Genomic DNA, 16,043 nt, shown 5'->3' on the forward strand with positions numbered 1-16,043 from the left:
CAAGAGATCGCATAAACAACGATGATGTACGGCGCAATGCCGAAGACATACTATGGAATTATTTTAACATTGCGACGCGATGATTGCCAGCCCCGCGATCGGCCGGATAGGATCCGCCGGCTTATGGAGGGGACATGGTTCCGATCGACGTGCAGGCTCCCGGGTCTGGGGCGGCCGGGCGGCTATCGCTCGCCGCGGCCTCGGTGGGGTTCGGACAGTCGGCGGTGCTCGCCCTGGTGCCCGTGATGGCCGAGCGCACGGGGCTCGATGCACCCGCGATCGGGGCCGTCGCCTTCGCGGGGGCGGTCGCGTTCCTGGTCTGCGCCCCCGCCTGGGGGCGTTGGGGGACCGGCTGGCGCCTGCGCCGGCTGTTCGCGGCGCTCGCCGCCTTGATGGCGCTGGGTCACGGCCTGTTCGCCCTCGCCCTCGCGGGGCCGGCCCTGCCCGCCGCGGCGGCCGTAGCGCTGCTCGTCGCGTCGCGGATCGCCTACGGGGCGGGCGCGGCCGGGGTGATGCCACACGCCCAGGCCGCCCTCGTGGCGGCGGTGTCGGAGGCGGCGCGCCCGGCGGCGCTCGGCCGGCTCGGCGCCGGGCTGTCGGCGGGGCGCATCCTCGGCTCGCTGGTGACGACCGTCGGGATCTTCGGGACGGCCGCGCCTTTGATTGCGCTGGCGGCGAGCCCGTTGCTGCTGCTGGCCGCCCCCGACCTTGTCGGCCGCCCCAAGGCCAAGCCGGCCGAAGCGCGCCGCGATGGCGTCCTGCGCGCGGCCGCGCCGCTCATGGGAATTGGCTTCGCCCTTACGCTCGGTCTCGGTCAGATCCAGATCGTGCTCGGCCTGTTCCTGCAGCAACGCTTCGGCCTCGATGCGGCGGGTGCCGCGGGGCTGGCCGGCGCGACCTTCGCCCTCGTCGCGGTGACGATGATCCTGACGCAGCTGCTCCTGGTGCCGCGCCTCGGCCCGAACCTGCGGCGCAATCTCGGCCTCGGGCTCGCGGGCTTCGCGGTGGGCACCGGTTTGATCGCCTGTGCGCCCGGAGCCTGGCTCGCCGTGCTCGGGGCTGTCCTGGCGGGCGCCGGCATCGCCCTGGCGACCCCGCACTACACCGCCGCCCTGGTCGCCCGGGTGCCTGTGCAGGCTCAGGCCGCGGCCGCCGGCTGGCTCGCGAGCGTCCACGTGCTCGGCCAGGGGATCGGCGCCCTGTGCGGCGGCGCGGCGTTCCGGATCGCGCCCGCGCTGCCGTTCTGGACCTGCGCGGCCCTGGGGCTCGCCCTGATCGCCGCCGCGGCGCGGCTTCGGCCGGACGATCCCCGTCATCCGGCCGCCTGACCGGCGCGGCCGGGCCTGAGCAGGCGGACGGTCGCCACGGTGGCGAGGCCGGAGAGCAGCGTCGCGAGACCGAACAGGGCGCCGTAGCCGAGGAGGTCGGCGAGCTTGCCCGAGATGAGCGCGCCGATGAGGTAGACCACGAGCTGTGCGCAGGCGAGGATCGTGAAGTCGGTGCCCGGCTGCTCCGCCGAGGAGACCGCCATGAACAGGCTGTAGAGCGCCACGATCTCCATGTAGCGGATCAGGGTCTGGAACCCGGCCGCGCCGAAGAGCGGTCCCAGGCCGACCACGGCCCCGAGGGCATGCGCCGCGAACAGGGCGAAGCACAGGGTCCGCATTCCGCCCAGCAGGCCGAGGGTCGCGGCCGTGCCGTAGCGGCGGACCAGCAGCGCCGCGATGCCGGAGCCGGCGAGCCCCGCCGTCATCGCCGAGACGCCGGACAGGTAGCCGATCTGGTCGAGGGGCACGCCCGCATCGACGAGGTAGGCCCCCTCCATCGCCTTCACCAGCCCCTCGCTCACCCGGTAGGTGAGCGCGACCCAGAGGATCGTGCGCACCTCCGGCCGTCGCAGGAACGCCCGGATCGAGGGGCGCGGCGCGGCGGCGCCGGTCTCGGGCGCCCCCTCGCGCATGGCGAAGGCGGCAAACAGCGGCGGAACCGAGAAGGCGGCCGCGGTCAGCAGCATGCCGGCCCAGCCGACATGGTGGTAGAGGACGAGGCTCAGCGTACCGCCGACCACCACCCCGAGGGCGACCGAGCCGCCCTGTATGGCGTTGCCGACGGCGCGATCCTCCGGTCGCAGCCGTTTCACGGCGTAGCCGTCGGTGGCGATGTCCTGCGTCGCGATCAGCAGCGCGGCGAGGAAGCCGATCCCGATGATCCCGGGCACGTTGGTCGGGCCGAGCGGCAGCATCGCGAGGATGCAGCCGATCACGCCGATCTGGGTCAGCACCACCCAGCCCGCCCGGTGGGCGCGCGCAAAGGGCCGCACCCGGTCGATCAGCGGCGCCCAGAGAAATTTCAGGACGAGGGGCAGGAACAGGAGGCTCAGGTAGCCGATCGCCGCCCGGGATACGCCGGACTCGCGCATGATCGGCGGCAGCGCTGCGGCGATCAGGTAGGAGGGGATCGCCTGCGCCATGTAGAGGGCGGCGAGCACCGCGAAGAGCGACATCCGCTCGCGGCGGCCTGCGGCCGGAACGGCCACGGCGGTGGGGACCGAGGGGGCGGCGCTCATGCCAGGTAGGTCCGGACAGTGGTCCGCGCGGCGGCCTCGTCGGGCGCGATCGCAATCGGGAAGGTCCAGAGCCGGCGGAACACATCGGCGCTCGCCTCCTCGAAGCCCGGCCGCACGATCACGAGGCCGCGGCAGCGCCGGTCGAGATCGGCGCGGGTGCGCTTGAACCAGACGGCCTGGGCCCGCTCGGCGGCGGCCGAGAGCTTGCCGATGCCGCCGAGCACCAGGATCAGGGCGAACGGCGCGGACCGAGCCCCGACCTGCTCCAGGGCGTCGAGATAGGCGGCCTCGTCGCCGGGCTCGGGCGGCCCGAGATAGCGCAGGACCATGAGGTCGCCGGTCTCTTCGAGGTCCACCATCCTCAGAAGGTCCGGCGATAGCCGACGGTGACGGTGCGCCCGAGCCCGTAGACGGTCAGGTTGCGCACCGAGGTCGCGGTCGGGTTCCAGTAGGCGCGGTCGAACAGGTTGTCGACGGAGGCGTAGAGCTCGCCCCCGGCGAGCGGCGCGCCGACCGCGGCGTTCACCGTGAACGCGTCCTTGAGGCGGTAGCGGGTGCCGACGAGGTCGATGCGGGCGTCGCGGCCGCTGAAGCCCTCGCCCTCCACCCGGAGCGAGACGCCGTTCGCGAACAGGTAGGTCCCCGAGACCGTGCCGTGGAAGGGCGCGCCGATGCGGTTGTTCGGGAGGTAGCTGTCGAGACGACCGTCCTTGTTGGTGTCGTAGCGGCCCTCGCGGTAGCCGAGCACGGTGCCGAGGCTCAGCTGCTCGGTGACCTGCGCGTTCCCGGTGAACTCGACGCCGTAGATCATCTCCTTCTGCTGGCTCAGCCGGTTGGTGAGGGGGTCGAAGGTCGTGCCGTCGTCGGAGGTCGAGACGAACCCGCCGAGGCTGCCGGAGAAGATCCCGCTCCGCCCGCGGATGCCGAAATCATAGGAGTTCACGATCTGGGCCTGCGGGGCGATGCTGGAATACGCGATGGTGGTGCCCGCCGGCAGGCAGAACGGACGGGTGATCGGGCAGGCATATGCCAGCGACAGGCCGGCCCGCCGCGTGAAGGCGCCGATATCGGCGAGCGCATAGCCCTGGCTGAACCCGCCGTAGAGATCGATGCCCGGTAGGAGGTTGAAGGTCGCCCCCGCGTTGAAGGTCGGGGCCGAGTAGGAGAATTTGCCGCCGGTGACGTTGAGGGCCGGCAGCACGAAGGTCGAGTAGCCCAGCGCGTTGCGGGCCGCGCTCGCCGCGAAGGTCGTCGGCCGGGTGAAGCCCGCCACGTCGAGGTCGAAGTGCTCGTAGCGCATGCCGGCGCGCACGGTCAGCCGCTCGCCGATGGGCAGCTGGAGCAGGGCAAAGCCGGCATAGCTGTTCTGCTGCAGAGGCGTGAACACGTCAGAGCCGTCCCGCGCCCGCTGGCGGGTGGATTCGGTGATCACGTCGGAGCCCCAGGTCAGCTTCATCCCGGGCAGGAGTGCGCTGAGGTCCGTATCGAGAGTGAGGTTGACGCCGCCGCGCTCGGTCGCGAGCGCGGTCTGGTTGGCGAGGCTCGTGGGCGCGGTCGGATTGAACGAGTAGGTGACGAACGGGTTCGCCGGATAGGCGAACTGCGTATAATTGAAGCGCTTGTTAATGTCGTTGTAGAATCCGAGGATCGAGAGGCTGCCGAGCGGCGTATCCCGGTCCGTATAGCGCAGGTAGAGCGAGCGCGTATCCTCGGCGACCGGCAGGCCGATATAGGGCTGCGCGTAGTTCGGCCGGGCGAAGGCCCCGCTGTAATCGGTCAGGTAGCGCGGATCCTGGTTGAGCAGGATCTGGGTGAGGCCGAACTCGACGCGCTTGGCGAGGTCGAGGTCGTAGCCGAGCCGCAGGTTGATGTTGCCGAGCTGGAAGCGGTCGCCGCCGCCCTGGCCGAGCTGGCCGTCCGAGGGCAGTTCCCGGCCCTTGCCGTCATAGGTGCGGGTGGCGAATCGGCCGGAGCCGGTGAAGGCGTAATCGACGCCGTCCGGCACCTTGCCGGTCACGCTGATCGAGGTTTCGGGCGCGACGCCGTGGACCGGATCGGCCGTGAAGGTCCGGATCGCCGTGTTCACGGTGACGATCGGGGCCCCGTCCGTCGGGCGCCGGGTGATGAAGTTGACAGTGCCGCCGGTGGCGCCCGCGCTGTAGAGGCTGGAGGCGCCGGCCACCACCTCGATCCGCTCCACCGAATTCAGGTCGATCAGGTTGAGGATGCGCGAGACGTCGCGCAGCGGCGTGTTCACCGGCACGCCGTCGATCAGGACGAGCAGATTGCGGCCCCGGAAGCTCTCGGAGGCGCTGGAGATCGTCCCGTTCGGCACCGAGAAGCCCGGCACCAGCTTCGAGAGCACCGCCGAGGGGTTCGGGGTCAGGGCGAGCTGCTGGCGGATCTGGTCGCGATCGACGACCTGGACGCTCTGCGGCACGTCCTCGATCCGGCGCGGCGCGCGGGTGGCCGTTACGGAAATCTCGTCCAGGGCGACGGCGGGGGCCGCCGTCTCGGCCCGAGCCGCGCCGGCCAGGGCCGTCCCCGCACCGAGGATCGCGACGAGACGAAGCGTACGCATGATTGTCAGACCCACCCCTGCGCGTCCGCGTTGGAACGCCGTCCGAACCTGCCGAACCCTCTCTCGCGCGTAGAACGCACAAGAGGATCGCTCGACGTCCAGTTTAAAACTTGTCTAATTTAATATCAGATCGCTTTCGGATGCCGGGACGCCCAGTCGAAGACGGAACAACTCTCGACATCGCCATGGGGCTCTAGCATGGTGATCTCAGATCAGCTTGGACTCTGGCGCGATCGCGTGCGGACTGCTGCGCAGCCACACGGTGATCGGGGGGGCGATGATGGAACAACCATGCTCGGCACCGCGATGACCGCGCCGCCGCGCTCCGCATCCGGTGATGCGGCAGGGGGCGCGGTCCCGCGGACGGTCGAAGGCCCCGATTCCATCCCGTTCCGGGGTCGGACGGCGATCCGCCTCGTCCCGGATCTCGGCATCGCCTCGGTGTTCGAGCCGTCCCGGCGCTGGCGCGACGAGGGTCCGGGCGAACGCCTGCTGCTGGTGCGGCCCGCGGTCGGACGCCTCCAGGTGACCTTGGGGGGCCGCAGCGTCGCCTGCTGCTCCCGGGACGCGCTGCTTGTCGCCGCGAGCCGGGGCGCGGTCTTCGACGCGCTGGGCGTCGACCGGATCGACCTCCTGGCGATCGAGCGGGATCGGCTGACCGGCCCGCTCGCCGCGCTGGAGACCGGGCTTGTCCGGCGGATCGGCCGGGACCATCCCGGCCTGCAGACCCTGACCGTCTACGGGGCGAGCCTCCTGCGGGGGCTGATCCCGGTCGGCTCCGCCGGCATCGCGGACCTCGTCCGCGCGCATCTCGCCGAGCTCCTCGCCTTCACGGTGCGCGAGCCGGCCCCCGTGACGGTCTCGCCCGGCCTGAGCCGGCGCGATCTGCGGATCCAGGCGCTGAAGGCCGAGGTCGAGCAGCGCCTCGGCCGGCCGGACCTGAGCCTGGAGGCGGTCGCGCAGGCGCAGCAGATCTCCAGCCGGCAAGTCCAGGCGATGTTCCAGGCGGAGGGCGAGACCTTCTCCGGCTTCGTCCTCGGCCGCCGCCTCGACCGGGCGATGCAGCGCCTCACCGATATCGAGGACGCCCGGCCCGTCAGCGCCATCGCCTTCGATGTCGGGTTCGGCGACCTGTCCTACTTCAACCGCACCTTCCGCAAGCGCTTCGGCCTGACGCCCTCAGATGTCCGCCGGTCGGGCAGAGCCGCCGAGTGAGAAAAGTTTGAACTGCCGGAACGACCGCGTTGGCGGGCGCGCGGTGCATGGGCAGCGAGAAGCTTCTCGGAGCCTGTTTGACCGCGATCCGTCCGGTGCGTCGAGCTTCACGGTCTCGACACCCAAGTCACGACCCCGGCGCAGACGCGCCGCGGGCCCCCTCAAAAGCGCAGCTGCATGCATGCGGTCCCGGCATGCGAGCGGAGGTTGCCTCCGATCTGGCCCCGATACTCGCCGGTCACCGCGATGCCGTCGCCGAGGCTGATCTGGAAGCCCAGCCCTGCAATCATCGCAGCGTCGGTGACTCGCCGGCCTTCAGATGACGATCCTCGCCCTCGGGACCGCCGAGGGAAACATGCGAATTCAGGCGCCCGAGGTGTTCGAAGACGTGCTCGAAGGCGCGGGTGACCGCCTCGTCGAAGGAGCCGTCGCGCTGGCCCTGTGAAGCTCTCAGGGCGCGGAGGAGGTCCTGGTGTTTCTCGTGGTCGCTCGACATATCGTTCCTCCTACTGATCCTAGCGCCAGCGAGGGGCCAAGCACTGGTGTCGGCATCGGTTCCTGCCGCAGACCTGTGGCTAACGTTTTGCTGATGCCGCGACCGTGTTCTTCGCGATCCAGACCGCGAGCGGGCGATCACCGAGCAGTTCGCGGGCGACCAGTGCGAAGGCGATGCATTCCTCGCCTTCGACTTCGTCTTCGGCCGCTTTGGCGGTCCATGCGAGAAGCTCGGCCCAGCGCGCCCGCCGCGCGGGAATGATATCGCTCAGGACGGCCTCCTCGCGCTGCTTTTTGGTGCCGGGCGTGGCGTCGCTCGGCTCGAACCACGATTGAAGGAACGCGTATTCCTTCGGCCACAGCTTCGAAGCGGCGAGCGCCGCCGCGACGGCCTGCGCCGACTGCCGTTCGGCGGGGACATCGGCGAGCAGTGCCGCGATGAGCGTTTCCGTGTCCAACCGATCCGATCGGATTTGGCCGGCGCTCACAGCCTCGAGAAGTCGATGCGGCGTCGCCGATCGATCCGGCGATTCAGAGATCGGACCAATCAGTTTTTGCTCCCGTGGCGCCAGCCCGAGACGATCTTCCTTGTGAACGCCCGGTCGCCGATCCCCACCGCTCCGCAGAAGGAAATGTTTGCTGGGATGGTCGAGCGGGTGACCGTCCATAATCCCGACACCGGCCCATCAGCCCCGAAGCGAGCCGACCCGATCGCTCGCGCCAGGCACATGAGCCGGCTAAGCGCGGTCGTTACGCGCCAAACGGGCCACAGGGGAGGTTAGGCCGTGACACCCTGATCCGATACCAAGGGTGACGGACCGGGATGTATCAACGACGGCCGGTGACGGGCGTCCAAGCCACCTGCTCGAGACCGGGAGGGTCGGGCCGAGCAGGTCAGCGGACGCGCGGCAGGATATGCTCGGCGAACCGGCGCATCTCGGCCTCGAAGGGCTGGAACTGCAGCATGAACAGGTCGATGCCGGCCTCGTGGAAGGCGCGGATCCGGGCCGCCACGGTCTCGTAGCTGCCGACCAGACCGGCCGCGGTGCCGCCGTTGGTGCCGACGTGGCGGGTCGCCGCCGCGTCAACCTTGGCGAACATGACGCTCGCCGTGTCGGTCCGGGCACGGGTATCGGCGCGCAACGCAGCGTCGCGCTGTGCCAGGGCGAGGAGGCGGGCGTGCTCGGCCTGCGCCCCCGCGTCGGTCTCGCGGGCGATGACGAAGGCTGAGAGCCCGTAGCGCAGGAGCCCGTTGGCCGCTGGCCGGCGGGCCACGTCGCCGATCAGCCCGCGGACATCCTTGACCGGCTGGCCGTTGATGAACCAGACATCGGCGTGGTCCGCCGCCAGCGCCCGGGCCGGCTCTGATTCACCGCCCAGATAGATTTTTGGCCGCGGCCGATAGGTGCCGGCGGGGCGAAGCTGGTACTCCTCGACCTGGAAATGCGCGCCCGAAAAGGTGACGCGCTCGCCGCGCATCAGGCGGTCCACCAAGCCGATCCACTCGCGCCCGTAGGCGTAGCGGTCGTCATGGGCGGGGAACGGCAGGCCGGCCCGCTCGAACTCGGCCCGGTTCCAGGCATTCACGAGGTTCAGGGCGAAGCGGCCGCCGCTGACGTGTTCGATCTGCAGCGCCATCTTGGCGAGCACCACCGGGTGGTAGAGCCCCGGCTTGATCGCGGCGATGATCTCGATCCGCGTCGTCAGCGCCGCCAGGGCGGATGCGGCGGTCCAGGCTTCGAGCTGGTCGCGGCTCGCGTCGTAGGGGTTCATCGTATGCTGGGCGACCAGCACCGAGTCGAAGCCCAGGGCCTCTGCCTCAAGGACAAGGGCGCGGTTGCGCTCCCAGCTCGCGTCGTCCGGCTCGTCGGGATCGTGATGGGCGGCGCGGGAGCCGTGGACGGCGGCCCAGATGCCGAAACGGGGTGCGTCGGCCATCGCCTCAGCCCCTCACCGCCGGCGGCGTCCAGATCCGGACGTCGGTGGCGTCGATCCGGCGCGGGATCAGCTTGGCTTCGAGGAAGGTGTCGGCGATCGCCTGCTGCTCGCCGAGCTGCGCCCGCTCCACCGGCTCCACCACATAGGTACGCCGGGCATTGGCTGCGGCCACGACGGCGGGCGGCAGGTCGCCCCAGACGGGGGTGAGCAGCGCCACCGCCGCGTCCGGATTGGCCTTCACCCACTGGCCCGCCTCGACCAACGCCTGATACACCGTGGCGACCACCTCCGGATGCGCGGCGACGAAGCTGTCATTGACCAAGTAATAGCGGTGGTAGCTCGTCAGCCCGGTTCCGTCCGCGATGGTGCGCACCGGGCGCTTGGCTTCGGCGAAAGCCAGAAACGGGTCCCAGATTGACCAGGCATCGAGGCTGCCTCGCTCGAACGCTGCGGCACCCTCCGGCGCCTGAAGATAGGCCGGTCGGATGTCGTCGAAGCGCAGGCCCGCGCGCTTCAAGGCCGCGGCCAGCACGTAGTGGCTCCCGGAGCCCGGCGCGACGCCCACCGTGCGGCCCTTGAGGTCGGCGACCGTGCGGATCGGCGAATCCGCCGGTACGATGATCGCTTCGGCGGCCGGCGCACCGCGCTCGCGGGCGTAGAAGGTCAGGGGTGCCCGCGCAGACTGGGTGAAGATCGGCACCGCGTCGGCGACGTCGGCATGGATATCGACCGCCCCGGCATTCATCGGCTCGGTGACGCTGGTGAACAGGTGCCAGGTCGGCGTGAACCCGAGGGGCGCCAGGCGCTCGGCCAGGGTGCCCTTCACCTTCAGGACCGTGAACAGCACCGAGGAACGCTGCATGCTGATCTTCACCTCGCGCGCCGCCGCATGCACGGCCGGCGACGCGAAGGGCAGCGCCGCAGCGCCGAGGCCAGCCATGAGGAGCGTCCGGCGGGACGGGGACCGTCCTGCGGGCGTGTCGTCGGTCATCGTGGTCTCCGGCTCGGTGGGCGCCCATCCGCATGCGTGCGGGAGCCGACGATCCCCGGTTCGTCGGCTCCTGGACTGGGCGACCACTATTGAAGCCCGCATACGGGGGATCGATCAATGAAACAGAGTTCCGAATTCAGCGCGGATCGAAAGGCAATTCTTCTTCAGCGACGACGCAAAACAGCACAGAGCCTTTGGCGATCGGGGAATCACACTATGTCGAGTGACGCTCCGCCGACTCGAAGGTCGGCCACATGCCAGCCTTGGCTAAAAAATCGATCTCCATAACGCGGGATTTCAGAAAAATCGTTCTATGGAGCCGGGGAACTATGTACCCGCCTTTCCTTGACCCCTCTCGGCGCCGACCGTCATACAGATCGCTTCCGTAAGACCCGAAGCCGTCGCGGACCGCTCGGTCCCGATCGAGGAGCACCCATAGGCTGTGACCAACCTGCCGCCGTCCCGCGATCCCGCCAGCCCACCCCTCATCCGGTTCGAGAACGTCTCGAAGACCTATCCGGCGCGGAAGGGCGCCGCGCAGGTGGCGGCGCTCTCGGGCATCGACCTCGCCGTCCCGGCCGGCACGATCCTCGGGGTGATCGGACGCTCGGGGGCGGGCAAGTCGACGCTGATCCGGCTGATCAACGGCCTGGAGCGCCCGAGCGCCGGCCGGGTCGTGGTCGGCGACGCGGAGGTGTCGAGCCTGCCGGAGCGGAAGCTGCGGACGGTGCGCGCCCGGGTCGGCATGATCTTCCAGCACTTCAATCTGCTGTCCTCGCGGAATGTTGCGGACAATGTCGCCCTGCCGCTGGAACTCGCGGGCTGGAAACGCGCGGCGATCCGCGACCGGGTGGCGGAACTGCTCGCGCTGGTGGGCCTGGAGGCCCAGGCCGGCCGCTACCCGGCGGAACTGTCGGGCGGCCAGAAGCAGCGCGTCGGCATCGCACGCGCGCTCGCCACCGAGCCGGACGTGCTGCTCTCCGACGAAGCCACCTCGGCCCTCGACCCGGAAACCACCCGGTCGATCCTGGCGCTCCTGAAACGGATCAACCGCGATCTCGGCCTGACCATCGTGCTCATCACCCACGAGATGTCGGTGATCCGCGCGGTGGCGGACGAGGTGGCGGTGATCGACCACGGCGCGATCGTCGAGCGCGGCTCGGTCTATGACGTTTTCACCCGGCCGCAGGCCGAGGTCACGCGCAGCCTGCTCGCCGGCGAAGTCGGGCTCGACCTGCCGGCCGGCCTCGCGGAGCGGATCTCCGCCGATCCGCGCCCCGGCGGCGTGCCGGTGCTGCGCCTGTCGCTGCGGGGCCCGCAGGCCGATACGGCGATTCTCGCGCGGCTCGCCCGCGAGACCGGGATCGAGGCCGCGATCCTCGCCGGCGCGGTGGACGAGATCGGCGGCCAGCGCTTCGGCTCCCTCGCGGTCGGCCTGTCCCCGGGGCCGGACGTCACCGCCCGAGCCCAAGCCTATCTGGCCGCGCTCGACATACCGGCCGACCTCCTCGGCTACCTCCCGCCGGCTCAGGACGTCGCTCGGGAGGCCGCCCGTGTCGCCTGAACTCATCAACCTCCTGGTCCAGGCCACCCTCGACACGCTGACCATGGTGGCGCTCGCCGCCGTCATCGGCACCGTGCTCGGCCTGCCGCTCGGGGTGTTTCTGGCGACCAGCCAGCGGGGCGAATTGCTGGCGGCGCCCGCGCTCAACGCCGCCCTCGGCGTGATCGTCAACGCGACGCGCTCGACGCCCTTCATAATCCTGGTCGTGGCGATCATCCCGTTCACCCGCCTGGTGGCCGGCACCTCGATCGGGACCTACGCCGCCAGCGTGCCGCTGACGGTGGCGGCGGCACCCTATATCGCTCGGCTGGTGGAGTCGGCGATCCGCGAGGTCGATCAAGGCCTGGTCGAGGCCGCCCGAGCCTTCGGGGCGAGCCCGTCGCAGATCATCCGCAAGGTGCTGATCCCAGAGGCGCTGCCCGCCATCGTCATGGGGCTCACCCTCGCCGTCGTGTCGCTGATCGGCTACTCCGCCATGGCCGGCGCGGTCGGCGGCGGCGGCCTCGGCGATCTCGGCATCCGCTACGGCTATCAGCGCTTCCGGCCCGAGATGATGCTCGCTGTCGTGGTCGTGCTGATCGTGCTCGTGCAGATGTTCCAGACCGCGGGCGAGCGCCTGGCACGAGGCCTCAACCGCCGCCATCGCCGGAGTTGATCCGCACACGTTCGCCCCTGAATCGCGAGATCGTCCACCATGTGGCGTACCCTGGTGCTTGCCGCCCTCCTCGTCCTGCCTGGTACCGGGCACGCGGAGGCGTTGAGACGCGTCCGCATCGGCGCAACACCGGGCCCGCATGGACAGATCCTTGAAGCGGTCAAACCCGTCGCGGCGCGCAACGGCCTCGACCTGAAAATCATCGAGTTCTCGGATTACGTGGTGCCGAACGAGGCGCTCTCGGCTGGCGAGATCGAAGCGAACTCGTTCCAGAATCAGCCTTTCCTCGACAATCAGAAGGCCGATCGCGGCTACAGAATTGTCGGCGTTGCCACCACCGTGAACTTCCCGCTCGGCATCTATTCGAAGCGGCACAAGAGCTTCGATGCGGTGCCGACCGGCGGGACGGTGGCGATCCAGAACGATCCGACCAATGGCGGCCGCTCGCTGCTGCTTCTGCAGGACAAGGGCGTGATCAAGCTGAAGCCCGGCACCGGGTTCAAGCCGACGGTTGCCGACATCGTTGAGAATCCGCGCAAGCTCCGCTTCATTGAGGTCGATGCCGCGCAGACGCCCCGGGCGCTCGACGATGTCGACGCCGCCGCGGTGAACACCAACTTCGCCACGCCGGCCGGTCTCAAGCCCTCGGACGCGATCCTCAAGGAGGAGCCGAAGGGCCCCTACGTGAACCTCCTGGCGGTCCGCGAGGCCGACCGCGACCAGCCCTGGGTCAAGGCGCTGGTGGAAAGCTACCGGAGTCCGGAGGTGAAGGCCTTCATCGACACGACATATGGCAGCACGGTGCTGACGAGCTGGTAGCGGGCGCTACCACACCGGCATGAAGAATCCCCGGACCGTGGTCTCGATAGGGGACATACGCCGACGCGGCCGAGGCGGACTCGGTAAGGGCGCGCGTTCCTGCAGGACAGGAAGCGCACGTGTGTCTAGGCATGCTTCTAACCAGGAGTGCTGTTTCCTGCCGAACTTGAATCGAGAAAAGCTTATCCAACTTGTCGTTCTTAAAGAGATCACCGTTCTAAATCGATCGATAACGGTCGTTTTTGCGGATCGGACGCTTGTGAACACACGGCGACTTGGCGAATCCATAGGTCTCGCGCCGAACGCCTCTGGGTCCCCGGCGGCGACGGTCTGGATGGGATGCTCAAGGCAATGTCGCAGAGGGATGCGGGTTGGGGCGCTGGCCCGAGCGAGCGCTACGAGGAGCTGGCCGACCGCTTCCGGCCCGTCTTCGCGGAGATCCGCGCCACGGCGGTCGAGCGCGATCGCACGCATGGCCTGCCCCATGCCGAGATCGGCTGGCTGAAGGAGGCCGGCTTCACCACGTTGCGGTTGCCGGTCGAGGCGGGGGGCCACGGCGCCAGCCTGCCCGAGCTGTTCAATCTGCTGACCGAGCTGTCGCAGGCCGATTCCAACGTCACCAACGCCCTTCGGGCCCATTTCGGCTTCACCGAGGACGTGCTCGGCTCGACCGCGCCGGACTGGCGTGCGCGTTGGATCGCGAAGATCGCCGCCGGCGAGACGGTGGGCAGCGGCGTCTCCGAAACCGGGGCCGCCAAAGTCGGCCAGTTCGACACGGTCGTGCGCCGCCGGGGCGCCGACCGGGTCGTGTCGGGCAAAAAGTTCTACACCACCGGGTCGCTGTTCGCGGACTACATCCACCTCTCGGCCGATGACGAGGACGGCACCACGATCGTGGCGGCCGTGCCGACCGGGGCGCCGGGCGTCGCCATCGTCGACGATTGGGACGGGTTCGGCCAGGCGCTCACCGCGAGCGGCACGATCCGGTTCGACGACGTCGTCCTGTCGCCCGACCTGATCAAGCCCGATCCGGCCCGTTTCCCCTACGCGATGGCGTTCTTCCAGCTCGTCCATCTCGCGACGCTCGCCGGGATCGGGCGCGCCGCGGCCGAGGATGTCGGGCGCCTGGTGGCCGAGCGGACCCGCATCTACAGCCACGGCAATGCCGGGCGGACCGCCGACGATCCGCAGATCCTGGCCGTGGTCGGCCGGGTGCGCGGTAACGCCTACGCGGCCGGCGCCGTGGCGCTGAAGGCAGCCGAGGCCTTGCAGCGGGTCTACGTGCTGCATCGCGACGGGGGCGGCCAGGGAACCGATGCCGAGGCGGAGCGCGCCATCGCCCTGGCCGATGTCGAGGTCAACCAGGCGGTCACCGTGGTCACGAACCTGGTGCTGGAGGCGACCACCATCCTGTTCGATGCGCTGGGCGCCTCCGCGGTGAAGCAGGGGCTCGGCCTCGACCGCTACTGGCGTAACGCCCGCACCATCGCCTCGCACAATCCCCGGATCTACCGGGACCGGATCGTCGGCGCCTTCGCGGTGAACGGCACGGAGCCGCCGCGGCAGTATCGCGTCGGCACGGCCTGAGGGACGCGAGGATGCCGCGTCGTCACGACCGCATGCGCCTCGGGGCGTTCCTGTATCCCGGCGGCCACCACGTCGCGGCGTGGCGCCATCCGTCGTCGCAGGCCGATGCCGGGATCAACGCCGCCCATTACCGGCAGCTCGCCCGGACGGCCGAGGCCGCGAAGTTCGACCTGATCTTTCTGGCCGACGGGGTCAGCATCCGCGGCGACGATCTCGACGCCCTGAGCCGCACCGCGATCCGCTATGTCGGGCAATTCGAGCCGCTGACCCTGCTGTCGCATCTCGCGGCGGTGACCGAGCGGATCGGCCTCGTGGCCACCGCATCGACCACCTACAACGAGCCGTTCCACGTGGCGCGCAAGTTCGCCTCCCTGGACCATCTGAGCGAGGGCCGCGCGGGCTGGAACCTCGTCACCTCGGCCGATCCGCGCGAGGCCTGGAATTTCAGCCGCGAGAGCCACCTCGCCCATGCCAACCGCTACGCCCGGGCGGAGGAGTTCGTGGACGTGGTCCGCGGCCTCTGGGATTCCTACGAGGACGACGCCTTCGTGCGCGATCGGGAGGCCGGCCGGTTCTTCGACCCGGACAAGCTGCACCTGCTCGCCCATGAGGGCGCCCATTTCTCGGTGCGCGGGCCGCTCAACGTGCCGCGGCCGCCCCAGGGACACCCCGTGGTGGTGCAGGCCGGCTCTTCCGAGGCCGGGAAGGCGCTGGCCGCCCGCACGGCCGAGGTGATCTTCACCGCGCAGGATTCGCTGGACGATGCGGTCGCGTTCTACGCCGACGTGAAAGGCCGGATGGCCCGGCACGGCCGCGACCCCGACCATCTCAAGATCATGCCCGGCGCCTTCCCGGTGGTCGGCCGCACGGAGGACGAGGCCCGGGAAAAATTCGCCGCCCTGCAGGCGCTGATCCATCCGGTGGTCGGCCGTTCGCTCCTGGAGCAGCTCACCGGCGCCGATCTCTCGGCCTACCCGGACGACGCGCCCATGCCGGACCTGCCCGAGACCAATGGCGGCAAGAGCCGGCAGGACCTGTTCCTGCGGCTCGCGCGGCGGGAGGGGCTGACGATCCGCGAGCTGTATCTGCGCGCGGCGGGCGCCCGGGGCCACTGGGTCCTGGTCGGGACACCGGTCCAGATCGCCGATGCGCTTCAGGAGCGCTTCGAAGCCTACGGCGCCGACGGCTTCAACATCATGCCGCCGACCCTTCCGGGCGGCCTCGACGATTTCGTGGCGCTGGTCCTTCCCGAATTGCGCCGCCGCGGCTTGTTCCGGGAAGACTACAACGGGAACACCCTGCGCGCGCATCTCGGCCTACCCCGGCCCGAATTCCAGCCGCGCCATCGGCCGATGTAAGGATTCGAGACCGTGCAGGACCCTGCTGCGGTCGGCTGGCGTGGCCGTTGGAGCGGCAGATTCCATATTGATCCACCGTTACATCCCTATTTCGATTGTGCGCATCCGAGGACAGTAACTCGAATCCTTCGCAATTTCGGCCGATGAGATATTGATAGAATTACTCATGGGCGGAGTACAAATTTGAAGAATTCTTCCCTGATCAAGTCTCCGTCCCGACTGCTGTCGCCGATGAGGATGTGTCTCGACCCGGTCGCCCAACCGATGCCATGAG

At 69.6% G+C, this 16,043-nt stretch carries 15 protein-coding genes; 8 read left to right on the forward strand and 7 right to left on the reverse strand.

Annotated features, from left to right (window positions below; translation table 11 throughout):
• Positions 1–134: 134 nt before the first annotated feature.
• Complete coding sequence (locus MKK67_RS10680) at positions 135–1,328, forward strand: MFS transporter (protein WP_243964067.1); 1,194 nt, start codon at positions 135–137, stop codon at positions 1,326–1,328.
• On the opposite strand, the gene MKK67_RS10685 is transcribed toward MKK67_RS10680, so the two are convergent.
• From MKK67_RS10685 to MKK67_RS10695, 3 genes are read right to left on the reverse strand one after another with little or no spacing between them, the layout of a single operon-like run.
• Complete coding sequence (locus MKK67_RS10685) at positions 1,313–2,566, reverse strand: MFS transporter (protein ID WP_243964069.1); 1,254 nt, start codon at positions 2,564–2,566, stop codon at positions 1,313–1,315. The two genes, MKK67_RS10680 and MKK67_RS10685, sit on opposite strands and share 16 nt — an antisense overlap.
• Positions 2,563–2,925, reverse strand: a complete 363-nt coding sequence (locus tag MKK67_RS10690; RefSeq protein WP_243964071.1) for a hypothetical protein — start codon at positions 2,923–2,925, stop codon at positions 2,563–2,565. The genes MKK67_RS10685 and MKK67_RS10690 overlap by 4 nt, the downstream gene beginning before the upstream one ends.
• A 2-nt stretch (positions 2,926–2,927) precedes the next feature.
• Positions 2,928–5,147, reverse strand: coding sequence for a TonB-dependent receptor (locus MKK67_RS10695; RefSeq protein WP_279601554.1), 2,220 nt, complete (start codon positions 5,145–5,147; stop codon positions 2,928–2,930).
• 291 nt (positions 5,148–5,438) lie between these two features.
• On the opposite strand from MKK67_RS10695, the gene MKK67_RS10700 reads away from it, so the two are divergent.
• On the forward strand, positions 5,439–6,362 hold the full coding sequence (locus MKK67_RS10700) for a helix-turn-helix transcriptional regulator (protein ID WP_243964072.1): 924 nt from the start codon (positions 5,439–5,441) through the stop codon (positions 6,360–6,362).
• Between the two features lie 161 nt (positions 6,363–6,523).
• Here the strand turns inward: MKK67_RS10700 and MKK67_RS32585 are convergent, their stop codons facing one another.
• On the reverse strand, positions 6,524–6,652 hold the full coding sequence (locus MKK67_RS32585; RefSeq protein WP_279601555.1) for a hypothetical protein: 129 nt from the start codon (positions 6,650–6,652) through the stop codon (positions 6,524–6,526).
• A gap of 29 nt (positions 6,653–6,681) precedes the next feature.
• Here MKK67_RS32585 and MKK67_RS32880 point away from each other — a divergent pair, with 29 nt between their 5' ends.
• A complete protein-coding gene (locus MKK67_RS32880) occupies positions 6,682–6,807 on the forward strand; it encodes a hypothetical protein (RefSeq protein WP_409568386.1) in 126 nt (41 codons plus the stop codon).
• Between the two features lie 130 nt (positions 6,808–6,937).
• On the opposite strand, the gene MKK67_RS10710 is transcribed toward MKK67_RS32880, so the two are convergent.
• The 3 genes from MKK67_RS10710 to MKK67_RS10720 all read right to left on the reverse strand — a co-directional run bounded on the left by MKK67_RS10710 (position 6,938) and on the right by MKK67_RS10720 (position 9,735).
• Positions 6,938–7,525, reverse strand: coding sequence for a hypothetical protein (locus tag MKK67_RS10710; RefSeq protein WP_243964077.1), 588 nt, complete (start codon positions 7,523–7,525; stop codon positions 6,938–6,940).
• Between the two features lie 226 nt (positions 7,526–7,751).
• Positions 7,752–8,795, reverse strand: coding sequence for an LLM class flavin-dependent oxidoreductase (locus MKK67_RS10715; RefSeq protein WP_243964079.1), 1,044 nt, complete (start codon positions 8,793–8,795; stop codon positions 7,752–7,754).
• A 4-nt stretch (positions 8,796–8,799) separates the two neighbouring features.
• Positions 8,800–9,735, reverse strand: a complete 936-nt coding sequence (locus MKK67_RS10720; protein WP_409568387.1) for an ABC transporter substrate-binding protein — start codon at positions 9,733–9,735, stop codon at positions 8,800–8,802.
• Positions 9,736–10,228: 493 nt separating this feature from the next.
• Between MKK67_RS10720 and MKK67_RS10725 the strand changes: the two genes are divergently transcribed.
• The 5 genes from MKK67_RS10725 (at position 10,229) to MKK67_RS10745 (ending at position 15,769) form a co-directional block, all read left to right on the forward strand.
• Positions 10,229–11,350: a methionine ABC transporter ATP-binding protein gene (locus MKK67_RS10725; RefSeq protein WP_243964091.1), complete on the forward strand. Its 1,122-nt coding sequence runs from the start codon at positions 10,229–10,231 to the stop codon at positions 11,348–11,350.
• A complete protein-coding gene (locus tag MKK67_RS10730; protein WP_243964093.1) occupies positions 11,340–12,005 on the forward strand; it encodes a methionine ABC transporter permease in 666 nt (221 codons plus the stop codon). Before MKK67_RS10725 ends, MKK67_RS10730 begins: the two co-directional genes overlap by 11 nt.
• A 39-nt stretch (positions 12,006–12,044) precedes the next feature.
• Positions 12,045–12,824, forward strand: a complete 780-nt coding sequence (locus tag MKK67_RS10735) for a MetQ/NlpA family ABC transporter substrate-binding protein (RefSeq protein ID WP_243964095.1) — start codon at positions 12,045–12,047, stop codon at positions 12,822–12,824.
• Positions 12,825–13,175: 351 nt separating this feature from the next.
• Entirely contained in the window at positions 13,176–14,411 is a 1,236-nt protein-coding gene (locus MKK67_RS10740; protein WP_243964103.1) for an acyl-CoA dehydrogenase family protein, read from the forward strand.
• Positions 14,412–14,422: 11 nt separating this feature from the next.
• Entirely contained in the window at positions 14,423–15,769 is a 1,347-nt protein-coding gene (locus tag MKK67_RS10745; RefSeq protein ID WP_243964105.1) for an LLM class flavin-dependent oxidoreductase, read from the forward strand.
• Positions 15,770–16,043 lie beyond the last annotated feature (274 nt).

Source organism: Methylobacterium sp. J-072, from assembly GCF_022829425.1.
Classification (GTDB): domain Bacteria; phylum Pseudomonadota; class Alphaproteobacteria; order Rhizobiales; family Beijerinckiaceae; genus Methylobacterium.